This window comes from Bordetella bronchialis (assembly GCF_001676705.1).
Classification (GTDB): Bacteria; Pseudomonadota; Gammaproteobacteria; order Burkholderiales; family Burkholderiaceae_B; genus Bordetella_C; species Bordetella_C bronchialis.
Window position 1 is genome coordinate 5,072,652 of the sequence record NZ_CP016170.1, and the last position, 19,189, is coordinate 5,091,840.

Sequence of the window (19,189 nt, forward strand, 5' to 3'; positions counted from 1 at the left end):
TCCGATATTCCTTTCCACGATCGGCGATGCCGGGGTGGCTCGCCTAGTCTGCCGCCGCCAAGCCGGATACACCCATCCGGCGCTCTGCCGCACGAGGTCTCCCCATGATGGAATTAACCGTGGACTTTTGTTTCGCCCCTGAGGACTCGGCGCGCTTACAGCGCGCGCTGACAGCCATAGGCGCCAACCCGTACACCCGCTACGGCGAGTTCGACGCGCGGGTCGACGCCGTGATCCGCCACGGACAGGTGCCCCAGGCCTTCCTGGACGCCTGCGCCTCGCTACGGCATGCCGACACCTACGAAAGCCCCTACGTGGTCCTGCGCAACTGCCCGATCGATGCCGACCTGCCTTACCTGGACTTCGACGACCCCGTCACCGACAAGCGGACCCGCAAGAAGACCTACGTCGCCGAAGCCTTCCTGCTGCTGTACGCCAAGCTCATGGGCCAGGAGCCGATCGGCTATGCCAACGTCAACGATGGCGACATCTTCCAGGACATCCATCCCAAGAAGAACCTGGCGGAAAGCCAATCGCAGAAAGCGATGAAGCCGATCTATTTCCACAAGGACCTGGCCAACCACTTCGTGCGCCCGGACTGGGTCAACATCCTGGGGCTGCGCGCCTCGCCGGAAAACGACATCTATACCTCCTATGTGCGCAACAAGGACCTGCTCGCCGAGCTGGGCGAGGCCATCTGCGCCGACCTGCGCCGCGAGGAATTCCACACTCCCTACGACGACCTGACCATGCACAACAGCAAGGTACGGCTGGGCGAGGCGGACGTACATCCGGTCCTGGGCGGCGCGACGCCGACCGACCTGCGCTTCTTCGAGAACCGGACGCGCGGGCTGACGCCGCGGGCCAGCCGCGCGATCGACGCCGTGGTCATCGCGCTGCACAAGCTGAAGCAGCGTGTGCGGATCCTGCCGGGGGACCTGGTCGGCGCCGCCAACAACGACTGCCTGCACAACAAGGACGTCGGCCTGGTGCGCGACGCCGACGCCCTGCGCAACCGCTGGCTGATGAAAACCGTGAACGTACGTTCCCTGGCCCAGCACGCACAGTACTTCGCCGAAGACCGCCCCCGTATCGTCAACGGCTGAACCGGAGACCTCCCATGCGCACGCCGTTCTCTCTCGATTCCATCGACCGTGGCTCTCGCGCCATGCCCGCGCGCCGCGCCATCATCCACGGCCACCGCGCCTGCACCCATGCGGAACTGCAGGCGGCGTCCGGGCGCGTGGCCGCACGGCTGCGCGACCTGGGCGTCGGCCCGGGCGCCATCGTCGGCATCGCGCTGGACCGCTCGATCGAATGGGTCGCCGCCATGCTGGGTATCCTGAAATGCGGCGCCGCCTATCTGCCGCTGGACCCGGCATATCCGGAGGAACGGCTTGCGCTGTACATCGCGGACAGCGGGGCCCGCCACATCATCGCCGATGCCGCGCACCGCCACCTTGGCGGGGACCGCGCCCTGACGATGGAGGAACTGGCGAACGGCGCGTACGTGGATGAAGCCGGCTCGCCCGGGGCCCCGCCGGTGGCGACAGGCCCGTCCGAGCCATCCGTGGACGGCGGCCATCCCGCCTATGTGCTCTATACGTCCGGTTCCACCGGCCGCCCCAAGGGCGTGGTCGTTTCCCGCGACGCCCTCGCGTACCAGATGGCCTGGTTCGTCGGCGAGTTCGCGTGCACCGCCGACGACGTCTTCCTGCAGAAGACGCCCACGGCGTTCGACGCATCGGTGTGGGAATACCTGGCGCCGTTGAGCGTGGGCGCCACCATGGTCATCGCCGACAACACGCCCGACGCCATTGCCGAGGCGGCCCGCCGGCACGGCGCCACGCTATTGCAGGTGGTCCCGGCCATGCTGCGCGTGTTGGCCGAGCCGGCGGCGCTGCGCGACCTGGCCAGCCTGCGGCTGCTGTTCAGCGGCGGCGAGCCCCTGCCCCGCGGCCTGGTCGACCAGGTCCATGGGCACCTGCCCATCCCCGTCGTCAACCTGTACGGGCCGACCGAAGCCACCGTCCAATGCGCTTTCCACGTGTGCGAGCCCGGCGACGGCGACACCCGCGATCCGGTGCCGCTGGGACGCCCCCTGCCCGGCACGGCCTTCCACATCGACGCCGCCGACGCCGAAAGCGGCGCCGGCGAACTGATCGTAGAGGGCCCCGGGGTGGCGCAGGGCTATCGCGGCCAGCCCGAATTGACCGCGACGCGCTTCGGCGTCTCGCGGACGGGCGGGCGCACATACCGCACGGGCGACCGCGTCATGCGGGACGGCCGTGGCGACTACCTGTTCCTGGGCCGCGGCGACAACCAGGTCAAGCTGCGCGGACTGCGGATAGAGCTGGAGGAAATCGAACAGGCGCTGCTACGCGCGATGCCGGCGCTGCGCGGCGCCATGGCGATCGTCAACCCCGCCCAGCAGATCGAGCTCTTCGTCGATGCCGGCACGATGCCCTGGGACGAAGCCGCCGCTCGCGCGGCATTGGCGGGCGCGCTGCCCGCCTACATGCAGCCGGCCCTGTACACCGTGCTGGACCGCCTGCCGGCACTGCCCAACGGCAAATGGGACCGCGCTGCCCTGAGCCGCTTGAGCGCATGCGGCGCAGCCCGGGTCGTCGATAGCAGCCGCGACGATGCCGCCTCCCCGACGCGGCAGGCCCCCGCCCAGGACGAGGTCGCAGACCGCGTTCGCGCGGCCTGGTCCGCGCTGCTGCCCCGGGACATGGGCGACGACAGCCACTTCTTCCGCGGCGGCGGCCATTCCCTGCTTGCCATGCAATTGATCGCCGCGCTGAACCGGGACTTCGGCCTGGCGCTTTCCGCCAGCGCGCTGTTCTCGCAACCCACGCTGGGCAGCCTGATCGGCATGGTGCGCGCGGCCGTGGCCGACGCCGCACGCCGCGGCGCCGGCCCGGGCTTCGTCAAACTGGCAGGACGCGCGGGCGCGCCGCGGGTGTGGTTCATCCATCCGGCCGGCGGCGGCATCTGGTGCTATCGCGACATCGCCGAAGCGGCCAGCGGGGTGGAATCCTATGGCATCGCCTGCGAGCCGCTGGACCAGGCCGGCGGCTATGAAACGGACCTGAGACGCATGGCCCATCGCTACGCGGACCGCATCCTGGCGCGGCAATCCGACGAACCGGTGATCCTGTGCGGCTACAGCTTCGGCGGCAATGTGGCCTATGAAATGGCGGTGTACCTTCAATCCCAGGGCGTGGAGCCCGCCTTGCTGGCATTGCTGGACACCTACATCAGCCGGCCCACCGGCCAGGACACACTGGACTTCATCGCCAGTTATGCGCGCAAGCTGGTCGACGGCGGCGCCCAGGCGCCCTCGCGTGCCGCCCTGGCGGCCATGCCGGTGGGCGCACGCAACAAACTGCTGCTCGAGATGGGCGTGCGCGGCGGCCATCTGCCCGCCGACGCCACGCTGCGGGATGTGGAGCAAGGCCTGGCGATATGGATCGCCAACAACCAGGCGGCCGAAACGCACGTTCCGCGCGATGCCTTCGAAGGGCCCGCCTTGTTCATCCGCTGCACGGGCAATATCCGCGACAGCCTGCCAGGGTGGCCGCCGCTGCTGAAGTGGCTGCACGTGCAGGACGTGCCGGCCGACCACTACACGCTGTACCGGCCGCCCGTCGCGCCCTACATCGCCGCCTTGATCGAGTCGGCGATCCAGCGCTCGCTGCAGGGCAAGGTCCATGCCGTGGCCTAGCAAGAGGCCGGCCGCGCCGCGCCATCTTCCCCTGCTGGTCGCCATGACGTCCGTGTGCGGCTTCGTCGCCACGGACATCTTCCTGCCGGCCATTCCGGCGCTGTCGCTGGCCTACGAGCGGGACGCCACGCAGATCCAGGCGATGTTCAGCGTGTTCCTCTATGCCCTGGCCGTCAGCCAGCTGGTCCATGGCCCGCTCTCCGATGTCCTGGGGCGGCGCATCCCCCTGTTGGCCTCGCTGGCGGCGTATTCGATCGCCTCGCTCGCCATTCCCTGGACCGACCGCTATGAAGCCGTCCTGCTCTGGCGCGTCGTGCAGGGCGTGGGCGCCTGCGGCGCCATCGTGGTGGGGCGCGCCGTGGCGGCGGATTTCCATCGCGGGGACGCGTTGCGCGACTTCTTCCTGGGCGTATCCATCTTCGTGGGCATGTCGCCCGCCCTGGCGCCGGTGCTGGGGCAGCAGTTGTACTCGGCCCTGGGCTGGCAGGCCTGCTTCGTCTTCACGGCGGCCTTCGGCGCGCTGCTGGGCCTGCTGGTCTACGCCGGACTTCCGGAAAGCCGCGACGCGGCGGCGGCTGCCGGGGTGGGCGTGCGCCATGCGCTCACCGCTTATGCGCAGGTACTGCGCGCGCCGGGCTTCTTGCTCAACACGGCCATCATCGCGGTCGCGCAAGCGGCCTACTTCGCCTATCTGTCCGAATCCACCTTCCTGCTGCTGCGCCAGGGCGTGCCGGCCGGCGCGCTGGGCTACGCCTATATCAGCCTGGCGGCCGCCTATGTGGCGGGCAATACCGTCGCCCGCGTGCTGGCGCCACGGGTCGGCAGTCCGGCGCTCTACCGCCACGGCAGCCTGCTGTTCCTGTGCGCCGGCATCGCGCTGGGCGTGGGCCTGCCCTTGCTGCCGGCTTCCACCGCCCTGCTGCTGGCCGGCGTCTCGGTGCTGACCTTCGCGAACGGCTTCCTGCTCCCTTTGGGCACCGCCGCGGCGGTAGGCGCGGCCCGGGCCCACACGGCGAGCGCCTCGGGCCTGGCCGGCTTCCTGCAGCTTTCCTGCGCGGCGCTGGCCGCCCAAGCGATAGGCCCGCTGACCTCGCACCGGCCCGCCGCGTTCGGCGGTGTCATGCTGGGCTTGGGCATGGCCAACTTCGCGCTTTATCTCGCCCTGCGCAAACGACTCGCCTGAAGGAGCATCGTCGTGCTATTACCGTTCCGCGCCGCGGCGCTACCCGCGGACATCGCCGACTTCACCCTTACCCAGGCCATTGCGGCGCTGCGCCGCCGCACCATACGCCCGCGCGAGGTCATCGCCGCCGCGATGCGCCGCCATGCGGAAAACAGCCATTCCGGCGCTTTCATTTCCGCCGCCTACGAAGTCCTGCTGGAAGGGTGGGCGCACGACACGGCGGCGGACGCGCCCTTGGCGCCTGTTTCGCTGCATGGCATGCCCATCGCCGTGAAGGACAATGTCCACGTGGCCGGCTTCGCCAACACCGCCGGCACGCCGGGGCTGGCCGGCTTCCGGCCGGGGCGCGACGCCACCGTGATACGCCGCCTGCGCGAGGCCGGCGCGCTCTTGGTGGGCAAGACCAATATGCATGAACTATCGCTGGGCGTCACCTCGCACAACGCGCACTTCGGCGACGTGCGCAACGCACGCGATCCGTCGCGCCTGGCCGGCGGATCCAGCGGCGGCAGCGCCGTCGCCGTGGCGCTTGGCCTGGCCTACGCGGCGATCGGCACCGATACCGCGGGATCGATACGCATCCCGGCCGCCCTGAATGGCATTGTCGGGCTGCGCCCCACCGTGGGGCGGTATCCGGCGGACGGCGTGGCGCCGGTCAGCCCGACGCGAGACACCCCGGGACCGATGGCCCGCACCGTGGCCGACGTCGCCCTGGTCGATCAGGTCATCACCGGGTCGCAACGCCCCATCGTGCCGGTCAGGCCCGAACGCATACGCCTGGGCGTGGTGCGCGGCTTCTTCTTCGAAGGCCTGGATGTCCAGGTCCACCAGCTGATACATGCCGCGCTGCAGCGCCTGCAGGATAGCGGCGTGCAACTGATCGAGCTGCGCATGCCCGAGCTGGGCACGCTCAGCGAGACCGCCGGCACGGCCATCGGCTTCGCCGAGTTCTGGCCCGCCATGGAACACTACCTGCGGACCCACGACACCGGCCTGTCCATGGCCGACGTGGCACGCGCCGCCGCCGGCAGCGACGTCCGGGCCCTGATCGAGAATTTCCTCGCGCCCGGCTCGCCGCACGGCGTCACGCCGGAAGGCTATGAAACCGCGCTGCGCACCCATCGCCCGGCGCTGCGCCGCCTGTTCCTGGAACAATTCTGCCGGCACAAGCTGGACGGCATCGTCCTGCCGACCACCATCGCCGTGGCAGGCTGCCTGTCCTCCGCGGGCGGCGTCGTGGAGCTGAACGAGTCGCCGGTCTCGGCCAACTATGCCTATCTGCGTAATACCCTGCCCGCCAGCAACGCCGGGCTGCCCGGCCTGACCCTGCCGGCAGGCTATACCGCGCAGGGCCAGGCCGTGGGTATCGAGATCGATGGTCCGCCCCATGCCGACCGGCAGTTGCTGTCCATCGGCCTGACGTTGGAGTCCATCCTGTCCGTGCCGGCCCGATGGCAGGCCGCCGCCGACTATCCGCCCATGGCGGTACTGGCCCGGGCGACCAGCGCGCAGGGCACTTCCTGCCGCAGCGCCGCGGCCGGTTCGCCGGCATCGCGCTTCAACAGGGCCAGCACCGCGAGCGCCGCCGCACGCCCGATCTCATAAGGCTCCGGCCGCACCGTCGTCAGCGATGGCGACAGTATGGTCGCCACCGGCGCATCGCCGAACCCCGCCACGCCGCAATCCCGCGGCACCTGCACGGCATAGGCCGGCGCGCGCAGAATCGCCGCCACCGCCATGTTGTCGTTGGCGAAGGCCAGCGCGCGCGGCCGCGATGCCGGGTCTTCCGCGGCCCAGGCGGCGACGGCGGCCTCGCCGGCCAGGAAATCATCGCCAGCCTGCGCGCGCACGACTTCCGCATGCCGTCCGGCCTGGCGCATGGCGAGTGCGAAACCCTCCCCGCGCCGCGTCGCGCGCACGTCCTGGGACGTGGCGGGAAGGATGAACCGCGCGCGCCGCACGCCCTGCTCGATGAAATGCCGGGCGACCAGGGCGCCGGCATCCGCTTGCCGGAATCCGACCTGGTGGAAGGGCCGGTCCTCCACCATGTCCCAGGCCTCCACGACCGGAATACGGGTGCCGCGCAGCAGCGCCTCGATGTCCGGCGTGTGGTCGCCGCGCGTCAGGATCAATGCCGCGGGATGCCAGCCCAGGAAGGTGCGGATGGCACGGGCCTCCGCATCCTGCATGTAGTCGCTGCTGGCAAGCAGCAGCTGCAGCGCGTTTTGCTCCAGGACTTCGGTGATGCCCTGCACCACCCGCGCAAAAGTCGGGCTGCCGACGTTCTGCATCACCGCGCCCACCACGCCGCCCGCGGACGACGCCAGGCGTCTTGCGACCTGGCTGGGCACGTAGCCGGTCTGTTCTATCGTCTGACGCAGACGCTCGCGCAGCGTCTCGGACACCGACGATGGCGAGTTGAAGTAGCGCGATACCGTGACGACCGAGACGCCGGCGAGCTTGGCGATGTCGCGGTTGGTGGTGGCCAGCAATTTGGGACGCGGGCCGCGGCGGCGCGCGCCCGCGCTGTCGTCGGCGGCCGCGGCCGGGCCGCCCGGTTCCTTGGCGCTCATGGATGTCCCAGGGTGCACGCGCGCCCTGCCAGGCGTTGCCGGGCGCGCGGATTGACGGATGACGAGGCGGAATAATACACTTCCGCCCCGATGGAACCGGTTTCATTGTTTGATCGTGTCGAAAAATGAAACCGGTTCCATACGGCGGCGCGGCCCAGCCACACTCTGGCCGAAGGACGCGCAGCCCACACCGAGCAGACCCATAAAACCGCCGACGGCCACCCTGGCGCCGCCGGCCCAAGTAAAAGATCCGGAGACCGCGATATGTCCCTCGTCCCCTTCCCGCGCCCGCTGCTGGCCGGCGCCCTGGTCCTTGCCTCCTTGGGTGTGGCGCCCGCGCAGGCGCAGTCCGCACCGGGCTATCCGGCCCAGCCCATCACCATCGTCGTGCCGCAACCGGCCGGCGGCGCGGCGGACCAGTTCGCCCGTCCCTTCGGCCAGGCCTTGGGCAAGGAGCTGGGCCAGTCGGTGATCATCCTCAACCGCCCGGGCGCCAACGGCAATATCGCCGCGGCCAACGTCGCGCGCATAACGCCCGCCGACGGCTACACCGTCTTCTACGGCTCCGTCAGCACACTGGCGGTGAACCCGCACCTGTACAAGGACGCCGGTTTCGATCCCTTCAAGGACTTCCAACCCATCACGCTGACCAACCAGACGCCCAATGTACTGGTGGTGGGCGCGCAGACGCCCTACCGGTCGGTGGCCGACGTCATCGCGGCGGCCAAAGCCAAGCCGGGCGCGCTGGCCTTCGGTTCGGCCGGCAACGGCAACACCATGCATCTGGTCGGCCTGCAATTCCAATCCAAGGCGGGAATACAGCTGATGCACATCCCGTACAAGGGCGGTCCGGCGGCGCTCAACGACGTGCTGGCGGGCCAGATCCCGATGATGTTCCACAACCTGTCGGCGGTGCTGCCCTTCCATCATGCCGGCAAGGTGCGCGTCCTGGCGGTGGCCGACGTCAAGCGCTCGCCGCTGTTGCCGGATGTGCCGACCATGGCCGAAGCCGGCCTGCCCGGCGTGGAATCGGTGGCCTGGAGCGGCATGCTGGTACGCGCCGGCACGCCGCCGGCCATCGTCGACCGCCTGAACGCCGCCATGCGCAAGATCCTGGACGACCCGGCCTTCCGCAAGCCGCTGGAAGCGCAGGGATTCGAGATCCTCTCCTCCACGCCCGACGTATTCGCCACCCGGCTCAAGAAGGACTACGACGCCATGGGCGCGGTGATCCGGGCAGGCAACGTCCACATCGACTGAGCACCAACCATGCCGCAACCCAATGCATTCAAGCAGGCCCTGCTGGCCGGCCGCGCCCAGATCGGCCTGTGGTCGACCCTGGCATCGCCCTATGTTTCCGAACTGATCGCCGGCTCGGGCTTCGACTGGCTGCTGCTGGACACGGAACACACCCCCAGCGACGTGCCCATCATGCTCCAGCAGCTGCAGGCGGTGGCCGCCGACCCGCGCCGCGCCACCTGCGCGGTGGTAAGGCCCGCCTGGAACGACGCCGTACTGATCAAGCGCTATCTGGACATCGGCGCGCAGTCGCTGCTGCTGCCTTTCGTGCAGAGCGCCGACGAAGCCGCCGCGGCGGTTGCCGCCACCCGCTACCCGCCGCTGGGCATACGCGGCATGGGCGGCACCATGCGCGCCAGCGACTTCGGCCGCGACGCCGCCTACGTGCGCGACGCACACAAGGAGATCTGCGTGCTGGTCCAGGTGGAAACCGGGGAAGCGCTGGACAATATCGAGGCCATCGCAGCGGTGGACGGCATCGACGGTATATTCATCGGGCCGGCCGACCTGTCCGCCAGCATGGGCTATCCGGGGGAGCTCCAGCACCCCAAGGTAAGCGCCGCCATCGATGACGCCATCCGGCGCATACGCGCATGCGGCAAGGCCCCCGGCATCCTGATGCTGGACGAAAAGCGCGCGCGGGCCTGCCTGGAACTGGGCGCGCTATTCGTCGCGGTCGCCACCGACCAGGTGCTGCTGCGCAAGGCCGCCGACGACGTCGCCGCGCGCTTCGCCCGGGCCGGCAAGCCCGCCGCGGACGCCCATTACTGAACGGATACCCACCGTGACGCAACGCCTCGACGCACCCCGCAAGACCCTGGACCAGCTGCGCAGCCAGCGCTGGTTCGCCAACGAAGAGATACGCGGCTTCGCCCACCGGCAGCGCATGCAGCAGCAGGGCTTCTCGCGCGAGGCCTTCCTGGGCCGCCCCTGCATCGGCATCCTGAACACCTGGAGCGATCTCTCGCCCTGCCACGCGCATCTGCGCGAGCGCGCGGAGTCCGTCAAGCGCGGCATCCTGCAGGCAGGCGGCTTCCCCTTCGAGCTGCCGGCGATGAGCCTGGGCGAGGTCATGGTCAAGCCCACGACCATGATCTACCGCAACTTCCTGGCCATGGAAGCCGAGGAGCTCATGCGCAGCCTGCCGCTGGACGGCGTCGTGCTGATGGGCGGCTGCGACAAGACCACGCCGGGCCTGGTGATGGGCGCGTTGTCCATGGACATCCCCTGTATCTTCCTGCCCGCCGGTCCCATGATCAACGACCGCTATCGCGGCGAGGCCGTGGGCGCCGGCACCCACACCAAGAAGTTCTGGGCAGAATACGCCATCGGCAATATCGGCCGGGACGAGTGGATACGCCTGGAAGGCAAGATGGCCCGCACGCCCGGCACCTGCAACACCATGGGGACCGCCAGCACGATGACGGCCATCGTCGAGGCCATGGGCTTGTCCCTGCCCGGCGCCATGGCGATTCCCGCCGTCGACAGCGCGCATCCGCGCATGGCCTGGGCCTGCGGCCGCCGCATCGTGGACATGGTGTGGGAGGACCTGAAGCCTTCGCGCTTCGTCAACCGCGCTTCGTTCCGGAACGCTATCGTCGCCTACATGGCGCTGGGCGGCTCCACCAACGCGGCGGTGCATCTGCCCGCGATGGCGGGCCGCGCCGGCATCCCGCTCGGCCTGGACGAGCTGGACGCGGTCGCGCGCGATATTCCCGTGATCGTCGATCTTTACCCCTCCGGCAAGGGGCTGATGGAAGAATTCTTCTACGCCGGCGGCCTGCCCGCGGTACTCAAGCAGGTTGCCGCGCACCTGGACCTGGACGCGCTGACCGTCACCGGGCGCACCCTGGGCGAGGAAATCGCCGACTGGCCCGATGCCGACGAGGGACCGGCCGCGGGCGCCGCGCCCACTATCCGGGCCTGCGACCGGCCGCTGATCCCGGCCACGGAAGACTGCCCCGAGGCCGGCATGGCGCTGGCGGTGCTGCGCGGCAACCTGTGCCCGGACGGCGCGGTCATCAAGCCTTCCGCCGCCAGCCCGCGGCTGCTGCGCCACACCGGCCGCGCCCTGGTGTTCGATTCCAACGAAGAGATGCTGCGCGCGGTGGACGACCCGGAACTGGACGCCGACGAAAACACCGTGCTGGTCCTGCGCAACGCCGGCCCCGTGGGCGGGCCCGGGATGCCCGAATGGGGCAACCTGCCCATCCCGAAAAAACTGCTGCGGCAGGGCGTGCGCGACATGGTGCGGATTTCCGACGGCCGCATGAGCGGCACCCACTACGGCACCTGCATCCTGCACGTCGCGCCGGAGTCGGCCGTGGGCGGACCGCTGGCCCTGCTGCGCACGGGCGACACGATACGCCTGGACATTGGCGAACGCCGGCTGGACATGCTGGTGTCCGACGAGGAGCTGGCCCGGCGCCGCCAGGCATGGCGGCCCGCGCCGCAGCCCTATGCGCGCGGGTATACACGCATCTACCAGGCGGAAGTCACGCAGGCGGACCAGGGCTGCGATTTCCGTTCGCTGTCCGGCGCCGCGCCGACGCCCGAACCGCCCATCTACTGAAGCGGCACCGCGGCCGCGGGTACGCCGGGCAGCCCGGCGTACCGCCTTTCCAGCGCCATGCATGCCATGCACGGGTCGCGCGCCCGGTCTATTGCGGATCGGCATCCGCTGGCTCAAGCTATGGCATGACCGTTACCACGGTCCTCCCCCACCAAGCTGGATGAGCAACACCATGAGCCACGATGCACCGAATCCCACGCAGTATCCCAACAACCTGGCCCGTCCCGTCAGCCAGGCCGACAAGATCCGCCGCATGCGGGACATGCTGGCCTCGGGAAAGATCATCGTCGCCCCGGGCATCTACGACGGCTACAGTGCCCGCATGGTGGAACGCAAGGGCTTCCAGGCCGCGGCGATCAGCGGGTCGGCCACGTCCAATTCACGCTACTCCCAGCCGGACATCGGCATCATGTCGCTGCTGGAAAACGCCAACGCCTGCCAGCACATCGCGCGCTCCGTTTCCATTCCGGTGATGGCCGACGCCGATACGGGCTACGGCAACGCGGTCACCGTCTATCACACCGTGCAGTATTTCGAGGAAGCCGGCCTGGTTGGCATCAACATCGAGGACCAAAGCTATCCCAAGCGCTGCGGCCACATGCGCGGCAAGGAAGTCGTCGACGCGCGCGAGGCCGCGCGCAAGATCGAAGCCGCGGCGCGGGCCAAGCGCGATCCGGGCTTCATCATCAACGCCCGTACCGACGCCATCGCCGTGGAGGGCCTGGACAAGGCGATCGAGCGCGCCCGCATGTACGTGGCCGCGGGCGCCGACATGGTCTATCCCGACGCCATCCGATCGGCCGACGACATCCAGCGCTTCGTCGATGCCGTCAAGGCGCCCGTCAGCATCAATATGGGTTTCGGCCTGCGTTCGCGCCCCACCACCCCCTTGCTGACGCCGGTGCAGCTGCAGGCCATGGGGGTGGCGCGCGTCAGCTATGCGCGCATGCTGCCGGCCGCGGCCCTGATGGCCATGGGCCAGGCGCTGGACCTGCTGATGGACAGCGCCGCGACCGGCACGCGCCACGATCGCCCCGACCTGCTGGTGGGCATCGAGGACATCGCTTCGCTGATGGGCTATGCCTTCATCGACGAACTCGAATCCAGCCTGCTGACCGAAGAGGAACTGGCGCGCAAATACCACGGGGTGAAGCAGTCCCTCGTGATCCAGGGCGACCATTAGACACGGGCGCGCAGACCGGCATCCTTGCCGCCGCGCGTGCCCTTACCCCAGCTGGAAGCGCTCGAAGCGGGCCAGGGCCTCTTCGATGGCCGCCTTGACGCCGGCCCGCGGCTTCGCCAGCCAGGTCCACTGCTTGATGACCAATTGGCCCGCCTGGCGATCCGTTTTCAAGTCGACCGCGGCGGCGATCCGGTCGCCGACGAGCACCGGCAGGGCGAAGTAGCCCAGCACGCGCTTGTCCGGCGGCACATAGGCCTCGAAGCGATGTTCGTAGCCGAAGAATGCGTGCAGCCGCTTGCGCTGGATCACCAGAGGGTCGAAGGGCGACAGGATATGCACGCGCGGCGGCGCGCCATCCGACGCAGGGACGGTGTCCAGCGTCGCCGGCTCGGCCCAATGCCGGACCTGCTCGCGGCCATCGATATGCGTCGGCACCAGCTGCTTGCGCCGCACCCGCGCGGCGATCAGTTCGGCGACCGCCGGCTTCATCGACAGGTTGCCGAAGCAGATGGAGTCCAGGCTGGCCATGCCTTGGGCGCGCAGGGCCCGCTCCAGCAGGTACTGGGCGAACTGCCGCTCCGTGGCCGGCCGGGGACGCGGCGGCCAGCCGAAATGGCGCGGCGCCAGTTCGTAGCGCTTGAGCATCCCGGTGCGCTGGCTGATGGCCAGGTCGCCATTCAGGAAGCCCAGCCGCAGCGCGCGCTTGGACGGCTTGCGGCTGTCCCAGGGATGGGTTTTTTCGACGAGCTCTTCTTCGATATCGCGGATGGACAGCGCGCCTTCCTTGCATATGCGTTTCAGCAGGGCGGCGTAGTCTTCCGGGCTGACGGCGGTGAAGGCCGTACGCGGCGCCTCGCGATGCCGGGCCATCGCGGGCATGTAGTAGCGGTAGTCGGCGGTGGGTACATAGGAAAGAGCGTGCGTCCAGTACTCGAATACCGATTTGTCCACCGACTGCGCGCGCTCCAGGTCGCCACGCGCATACCGCGGAATGCGGGTATGCAGGATGTGGTGATGGCTGCGCTCGATCACATGGATGGTGTCGATCTGCACATAGCCCAGATGGGCGACGGCCTGGCGCGTGGCGTCGGGCCCGGCGCCGAACGGTTCCTCGCGGTCCAGGCATTGCGCGCGCAGCCAGATTGCCCGTGCCTGCGCGGGCGTCAGGACGTATGACGGTTTGCTCATGCCTGCATTTTTAGCGCAATCCGCCAGCCCGTGTTAATCCACCACGGTATGGCTGCCGGGATCGCCCGTGGCCACGGAGGATCCGGACGCGGCCTGCTGCCGCACGGCCTGGAGATGCCGCAGGCGATGCTCGTGCTCGATGGCGATGACACGGATATCGTGCAACACCATGTCCGGCGTGGTCGGGGTTACGGTCAGGGCACGATCGTCGCCGGTCCAGAATTCCCGATGATCGCGTATGCGCACCTGGCTGCCGGTGACCGGATGCCTGATGGTAAGCCAGGTGCCCTCCGCGTCGGTTCCGATCGCATCCAGGATGACGGCCTTGTCCTTCCTGAACAGGATCAGCGGCGCGTCCGCCCGCAGGGAGCGCTGGAGCATCTGCAGCGTGGCCTCGTGCGTGGCGCCATTGGTGTAGGTGGTCACCGCGGCCCCGTTGAGCTGGGCGGCCAGCGGCAGCAGGGTATCGCTGTAGGCATCCTGACCACGCGGATACCTGGGCCGCAGCTGCTGGTACCGGTTCACCTGCTCCACCGCCTGGGCCGGCGTCTTGCCCTCGGCCAGCAGCATCTGGGCACAGGCCTCCGCGTCCCCCAGCTGGTCGGTGGCGGGAATCATGTATTGGGCATGCGGCCCTTCCCGCAGCGGATATACGGCTCTTGCGGCGTCGTACGAGGACACCGCCCGCGTGCCCACGCGAAAGCTGACGGCTGCCTTGGCCGCATCGTGCCGATAACCCGCCAGGACTTCGCCCAATGCCTTGGCATGGGAATAATCCACGATGCGATCCATGGAACGCACGAATTCGCCGTCCAGCAATTCCGGGGTGACCGTACCGCCCGAATAGCCGCCGGGAAAGCGGCGGACCTGTCCATCGGGGCCCTGGACGAAGTAGTTCTTCCTGGCGTGTCCGACCAAGCCGGGATGGCGCGCGCGGATGCCGTGTCCGAAGGGCTGCAGTTCCAGCTGCGATTTGCCTGGCGCGACGCCCCCCGCGGGGCTGAAAGAGGAATGGCGCGACGGCGGGGTATCGAACGAGAAGGCGCCGCTCGTGCTGCTGGACACGGTGGCCGCGGGCGAGGCCGTGCCCGAAGACACCTGGGCCGGCGACGTGTCCACCGAGCCTGCATCCAGCGAAGCGCCGCGCGACAAGGACATATCTCCCGAGCCCAGGCGAGGGATCCGGCCGCCGCCTTCCAGCCCGGGCGTGCCGGCCTGGCGCCACAAGGCCTGGTCCTTGTCGTAGACGATCCGATGCAGGGCCGCTTCGCCGCCGGACGAGGCCGCCGGCACGGCGCGCCAGATCTGCCGCGCCGCCGTGGAGACGGCCAGGTCCACGGCAATCTCGATATAGTCGTCGCCGATGCGCGCATAGTGACGGCCGGCCAGTGCGATGGTGCCGTCCGCGGCCGGCGGCCGCGCCCCCAGGCGGGAAAGCAGGTCCGGTGCATTCACGCGGTAGCGCCGTATGGCCTCCACCGCCAGCGTTCGATAGAGCAGGCCGCCGCGGCCCGCCAGCATGACGGGGCCGTAGCGCTCGCCGGTACCGGAATGGTATTGCGTATAGGCGCCCGACCGTCCGTAAGGCTGTAGCGGCAGTTCGCCGCCGTGTTTGCCCTGTGCGACCACGGAAGGGAGCCTGTCGATGGCATCGTCGGCCATGGCTTCCGCCGCATGGACGGGCCGTGCCGGCACGCGCCACCAGCCATCGGCGGGCGCGGCCGCGCGCGGCGCGCGCGTTATGGCCGCCCCGCCGGCCGCCCCGCCCGCCGGCGCCGCGCCGACGCCGCCGGTAATCGTCCCGGGCCGCCGTGGCACCATGCGCCCCCAGATACCGGCGGCGCCCTGCAGGGTCCCGGGCTGGATGGCGTCGCGCAGCGAACGAGCCAGCCGCGCCACGCCATGCACGCCCGACATGCCCGTCGCCTGGGAGCCCAGCGCGTGCATGGCTGCCGCCCATTGCGGCGACCTCATCGTCGCGACGGTCGCCAGCAGCGCCTGCCTGCCCAGCTTGACGCCCAGCGCCGCCAGGCGGCCGCCGGCGTACAGCGTAGGGATCAATGAAACGATTTCGACACCCGCGGCCGTCACGGCCGCCGCGGGATCGTTGCGCCGTACGGCCTGTATCGTCTCCCGGAAAGGGATCAGCCCGCGCAGCAATTCCGCCATCTGCTCCTGCGGCGTCTGGCCCCGCGCCGCCTCGCGAAGGGCCTCGATATCCTTGCGAAAGGCGGCGGCCAGGCGGGCGTCCAGGGTGGACAGGTCGCCCGCCGCGAGTTCCCCGCGGGTCAGCCGCGTGCGGAACGGCGGCTGCATGCCGCGGGCGAACGCCGCCTCGCCGAACACGATGCGGCGATTGGCATGGACCCAGTCCTCGATGGAGACATCGGCCGGCAATTCGCGCGGCGGCGCGTTCTTCGAGGACAGGAAAAAGCGCCGCTCCGCGCCCGCCGACCGGACGGTGTACACATAGCCTTCCGGTTGAAGCACCGTGCGCGCCTTGCCTTCGTAGACGACGGCGCCGCCCCGCAATGGCATGACCTCGTTGAGGAAGGCTTCCAGCGCGGGCCTGGCGACCGAGACGGTGGCGGACGACAGATCGATGGCGTTCGCGGCGGCGTGCATGGCCAGCTTGCGTCGCACCAGGATGGCCATCTGCGCCGCGGCCTGGTTCGCATAGGCATCGAAGCGCGCGTCGAACTCCGCATTCAGCGATGCGGGCAGGCGCGCCAGGATCTCGGACACCTGTGCCGGCGTCGGCCTCGTATTGTCGCGCGTCCACAGCGCCTGCACGTCCTGGGCCGACAGCGCATCGCTGGCGTAGTAGCGGTCGGCCGGCGTCCTGAGTACCGTGCGCCCCGGCTGTGCGCCCCAGACCATGCTGGCGACGGGATAGTCCACGACGGTGTGCTGGAACCGCGGGTAGTCCGGGTTCAGGCCGGCCTCGGCCAGTACATCCCGCGCGACCTCGTCGCGCGTGGGCATGCGCAGGTTGTCCAGCTGGTCCATCGCTTGGTAGAAGGCGATGGCATCGGCGAACTCCACCCGCACGGCGGACTCCAGCCTTTGCACCAGGCTGCCGGAATCCGCGCCTTGCACGCCGGCCTCGTCCATCAGGCCGGCCTTGCGCGCGGCGGCCAGGATCAGCGTGTCCTGGCCCAATTGCGCCAGTTCTTCGGGCGTGCAATCCTGCGGCGCGATATCGAGCACGCCGGCGGCCGCGATGCCGGCCTTCACGGCCATCCAGCGCGGGTCGCCCGCGTCGATGGCCGTGGCGGCCTCCGGCCGCGCATGGCCGTCCCATGGCAACAGCAGCGAGGCCAGCACCCATACATCGGTGGGCGCGAGGCCGCCGCGTGCCGCCGGGGATGGCTCGCCCGTGGCCGGGGCCTGGGCGAGCGCCGCCGCGGCGCCGGCGCACTCGGCGCACGTGGCCGCCACCGCGCCAGGCACGGGCCGCGCCGGCGGGTCCTGGCCTAGCAGCATCCTGACACTGTCCGGCAAGTTGGGGGGGATGACGATTACGCTCATGCCTGGATCTCCGCGCAAAGAAAATGCGTCGCACGGTGCGGCAAGGCGCACGGTACGACGCATCGAGCGGGGTGGGTACACGCGGCGATCCGATGGTTCCCGGGGGCGGCCGCTACCCAGGATGACGCCGGCCCGTCAAGGGGCCGTGGCGCTCCGCCTATTTCGCGGGGGCGGGCGGCGCGCTCGCGACCAGCTGGCCGAAGTCCTTGTCCAGGCGGGACAGGGCATCGTCGATATGCGCGCGGCGCTGCTTGATCCAGTCATCCTGGGCGGCCAGCTTCTCGCGCGCTTCCTTCAGCATGCGCGCCATTTCCGCCGGCTGCGGGCCGCCCGAGGTGGCGCGGCTCCTGACGATGGCCACGGGATCCAGCGCGGCGCGGAATTCCGCTTCGCTCATGGGCAGCTCCTGCGCATACTTGGTGCCCTTGACCGTCTCCGCATAGATGCGCTGCGCGTCGGCATATTTGAATTCCAGCGGCTTGATATTGTTCTGCCGCGCGTACTCCACCACCTGGGACGCGAAGTGGTGTCCTTCGCGGAACGGCAGCTTGTACTTGCGCATCAGCAGGTCCGCCAGCTCCTGCGAAGCCGTCCAGTCGCTGTTCAGCTCTTCCAGCGCGCGGTCGGGGCTGATCACCAGGGCCTTGAGCACGCGGTCCCATTTCTTCAACACCTTGATGGCGCTGTCCACCATCGCGGAGTTCTGTTCCACGTCCTTGGGGTCGGGCATGCCCGGGGTGATGTTGTGCGTCTGGATGATGGGCCCCATCGCCAGCGTAACGGCCGTCGAGGCATCGCTGCGCGTGGAATTGAGCAGGCCGGGGTTGCGCTTCTGCGGCATGGCGCTGGACACATAGGTATTGCCGCCGCCTTCCTCCAGCAGGATCCAGGGACGCGATTGCGCGTACTGGGTCATGATGTCCTCGATGAAGTTGCCGGCGTGCAGCGCGACGGCGGTGACAATGGAAGAGACTTCCACCGGCTCGTCCATGGAGGACAGCTGCGAGGCATCGTAGGCGTTGTCCACGAGCTTGGGGAACCCGAGGTAGTCCGCCATGCGCTTGCGGTCCAGCGGCCAGCTGGTGCCGTTCAGGACGGTGGTACCCATGGGCGAGCGGTCGACTCGCGCGTAGGTCTCGCGGATGCGCTGCGCGTCGCGGTCCAGGGCCGCCGCGTAGCCCAGCAGATAGTGACCGTAGCTATTGGGCTGGGCCGCCACGCCGTTCGTGTAGTTGGGAACGATGGTGTCGACATGCCGGGCCGCCAGATCGATCAGCGTGGTGGAGGTCGCGTTCAACTGGCTGGCCAGCTCCAGCAGCTTGTCGCGCAGGATGGCCGCGCGGTAGGTGGCGTGCATGTCCTGGCTGGAACGGCCGGCGTGCAGCAGGGTAACGTCCAGGCCGCCCGCCTTGATCAGCAGCGGCTCGAAAGTGATGACGGTGGAAGGCCGTTTGGCCCCGGGCTGGTCGCCGTCCTGGATCACCTTGGCCACCGCGGCGGCCAGGCGCGGCGCCATGGATTTGTCCAGCAGGCCTTCGTCCGTATTGATCACGGCGGTGGCCTTGTTGATTTCGCCCAGCCAGAAGAACTCGTCGCGACCGGGCGCCTTGCCGATCCTGCCGCTGGCGGCGGAAGGCACGGCCGCCGCCGGCGCGCCGGACGAGGGGGCCTGGGGCGCCCCCGCGGACGATGACTGTGCCGGCGCCGCGGGAGACGACTGTGCCGCCGCGACGGAAGTCAGGCAACAAGTCAGGCAACTCAAGGCAATGGCGATACAGCTCGGGGTAAGGAAACGGCGTCGCGGCTCGGGTCTCATGGGGGCCTCCTTCTTGGTGGGCCCCCATTCTATAGGCCATGCACGTCCGATAAGACAGCCCGCCAGACAGCCCGCCGCTCCGCCTGGCCGGGTCATGCCACCGCGCGACGGCAT

The 19,189-nt window shown here is 69.4% G+C and carries 11 protein-coding genes and 1 pseudogene; 8 read left to right on the forward strand and 4 right to left on the reverse strand.

The genetic code is table 11. The annotated features are described in order from the left end of the window. Positions 1–104: 104 nt before the first annotated feature. From BAU06_RS22245 to BAU06_RS27155, 4 genes and pseudogenes are all read left to right on the forward strand, one after another. Complete coding sequence (locus tag BAU06_RS22245) at positions 105–1,106, forward strand: hypothetical protein (RefSeq protein WP_066355740.1); 1,002 nt, start codon at positions 105–107, stop codon at positions 1,104–1,106. A gap of 14 nt (positions 1,107–1,120) precedes the next feature. Beyond that, positions 1,121–3,730: an amino acid adenylation domain-containing protein gene (locus tag BAU06_RS22250; protein ID WP_066355742.1), complete on the forward strand. Its 2,610-nt coding sequence runs from the start codon at positions 1,121–1,123 to the stop codon at positions 3,728–3,730. Continuing rightward, positions 3,717–4,913 carry an MFS transporter gene (locus BAU06_RS22255; protein ID WP_066355744.1) on the forward strand — a complete coding sequence of 399 codons (1,197 nt, stop codon included), beginning with the start codon at positions 3,717–3,719 and terminating at the stop codon, positions 4,911–4,913. The genes BAU06_RS22250 and BAU06_RS22255 overlap by 14 nt, the downstream gene beginning before the upstream one ends. A 132-nt stretch (positions 4,914–5,045) precedes the next feature. Beyond that, positions 5,046–6,260: pseudogene (locus tag BAU06_RS27155) on the forward strand (amidase family protein); the annotation flags it as partial. A 122-nt stretch (positions 6,261–6,382) separates the two neighbouring features. Here the strand turns inward: BAU06_RS27155 and BAU06_RS26350 are convergent. After that, entirely contained in the window at positions 6,383–7,486 is a 1,104-nt protein-coding gene (locus BAU06_RS26350; protein ID WP_082988414.1) for a LacI family DNA-binding transcriptional regulator, read from the reverse strand. A gap of 264 nt (positions 7,487–7,750) precedes the next feature. On the opposite strand from BAU06_RS26350, the gene BAU06_RS22270 reads away from it, so the two are divergent. The 4 genes from BAU06_RS22270 to BAU06_RS22285 all read left to right on the forward strand — a co-directional run bounded on the left by BAU06_RS22270 (position 7,751) and on the right by BAU06_RS22285 (position 12,540). Further along, positions 7,751–8,746, forward strand: coding sequence for a Bug family tripartite tricarboxylate transporter substrate binding protein (locus tag BAU06_RS22270; RefSeq protein WP_066355750.1), 996 nt, complete (start codon positions 7,751–7,753; stop codon positions 8,744–8,746). Positions 8,747–8,755: 9 nt separating this feature from the next. Next, positions 8,756–9,556, forward strand: a complete 801-nt coding sequence (locus BAU06_RS22275; protein ID WP_066355754.1) for an aldolase/citrate lyase family protein — start codon at positions 8,756–8,758, stop codon at positions 9,554–9,556. Positions 9,557–9,569: 13 nt separating this feature from the next. Further along, complete coding sequence (araD, locus tag BAU06_RS22280) at positions 9,570–11,357, forward strand: L-arabinonate dehydratase (RefSeq protein ID WP_066355756.1); 1,788 nt, start codon at positions 9,570–9,572, stop codon at positions 11,355–11,357. A gap of 253 nt (positions 11,358–11,610) precedes the next feature. Next, positions 11,611–12,540, forward strand: coding sequence for an isocitrate lyase/PEP mutase family protein (locus BAU06_RS22285; RefSeq protein WP_066359566.1), 930 nt, complete (start codon positions 11,611–11,613; stop codon positions 12,538–12,540). A 42-nt stretch (positions 12,541–12,582) separates the two neighbouring features. On the opposite strand, the gene BAU06_RS22290 is transcribed toward BAU06_RS22285, so the two are convergent. From BAU06_RS22290 to BAU06_RS22300, 3 genes are all read right to left on the reverse strand, one after another. Continuing rightward, positions 12,583–13,728 carry a winged helix-turn-helix domain-containing protein gene (locus BAU06_RS22290; RefSeq protein ID WP_066355761.1) on the reverse strand — a complete coding sequence of 382 codons (1,146 nt, stop codon included), beginning with the start codon at positions 13,726–13,728 and terminating at the stop codon, positions 12,583–12,585. Positions 13,729–13,761: 33 nt separating this feature from the next. Next, positions 13,762–17,259 carry a hypothetical protein gene (locus BAU06_RS22295; RefSeq protein WP_156770311.1) on the reverse strand — a complete coding sequence of 1,166 codons (3,498 nt, stop codon included), beginning with the start codon at positions 17,257–17,259 and terminating at the stop codon, positions 13,762–13,764. 157 nt (positions 17,260–17,416) lie between these two features. Continuing rightward, on the reverse strand, positions 17,417–19,075 hold the full coding sequence (locus BAU06_RS22300; RefSeq protein WP_082993787.1) for an argininosuccinate lyase: 1,659 nt from the start codon (positions 19,073–19,075) through the stop codon (positions 17,417–17,419). Positions 19,076–19,189: the final 114 nt, after the last annotated feature.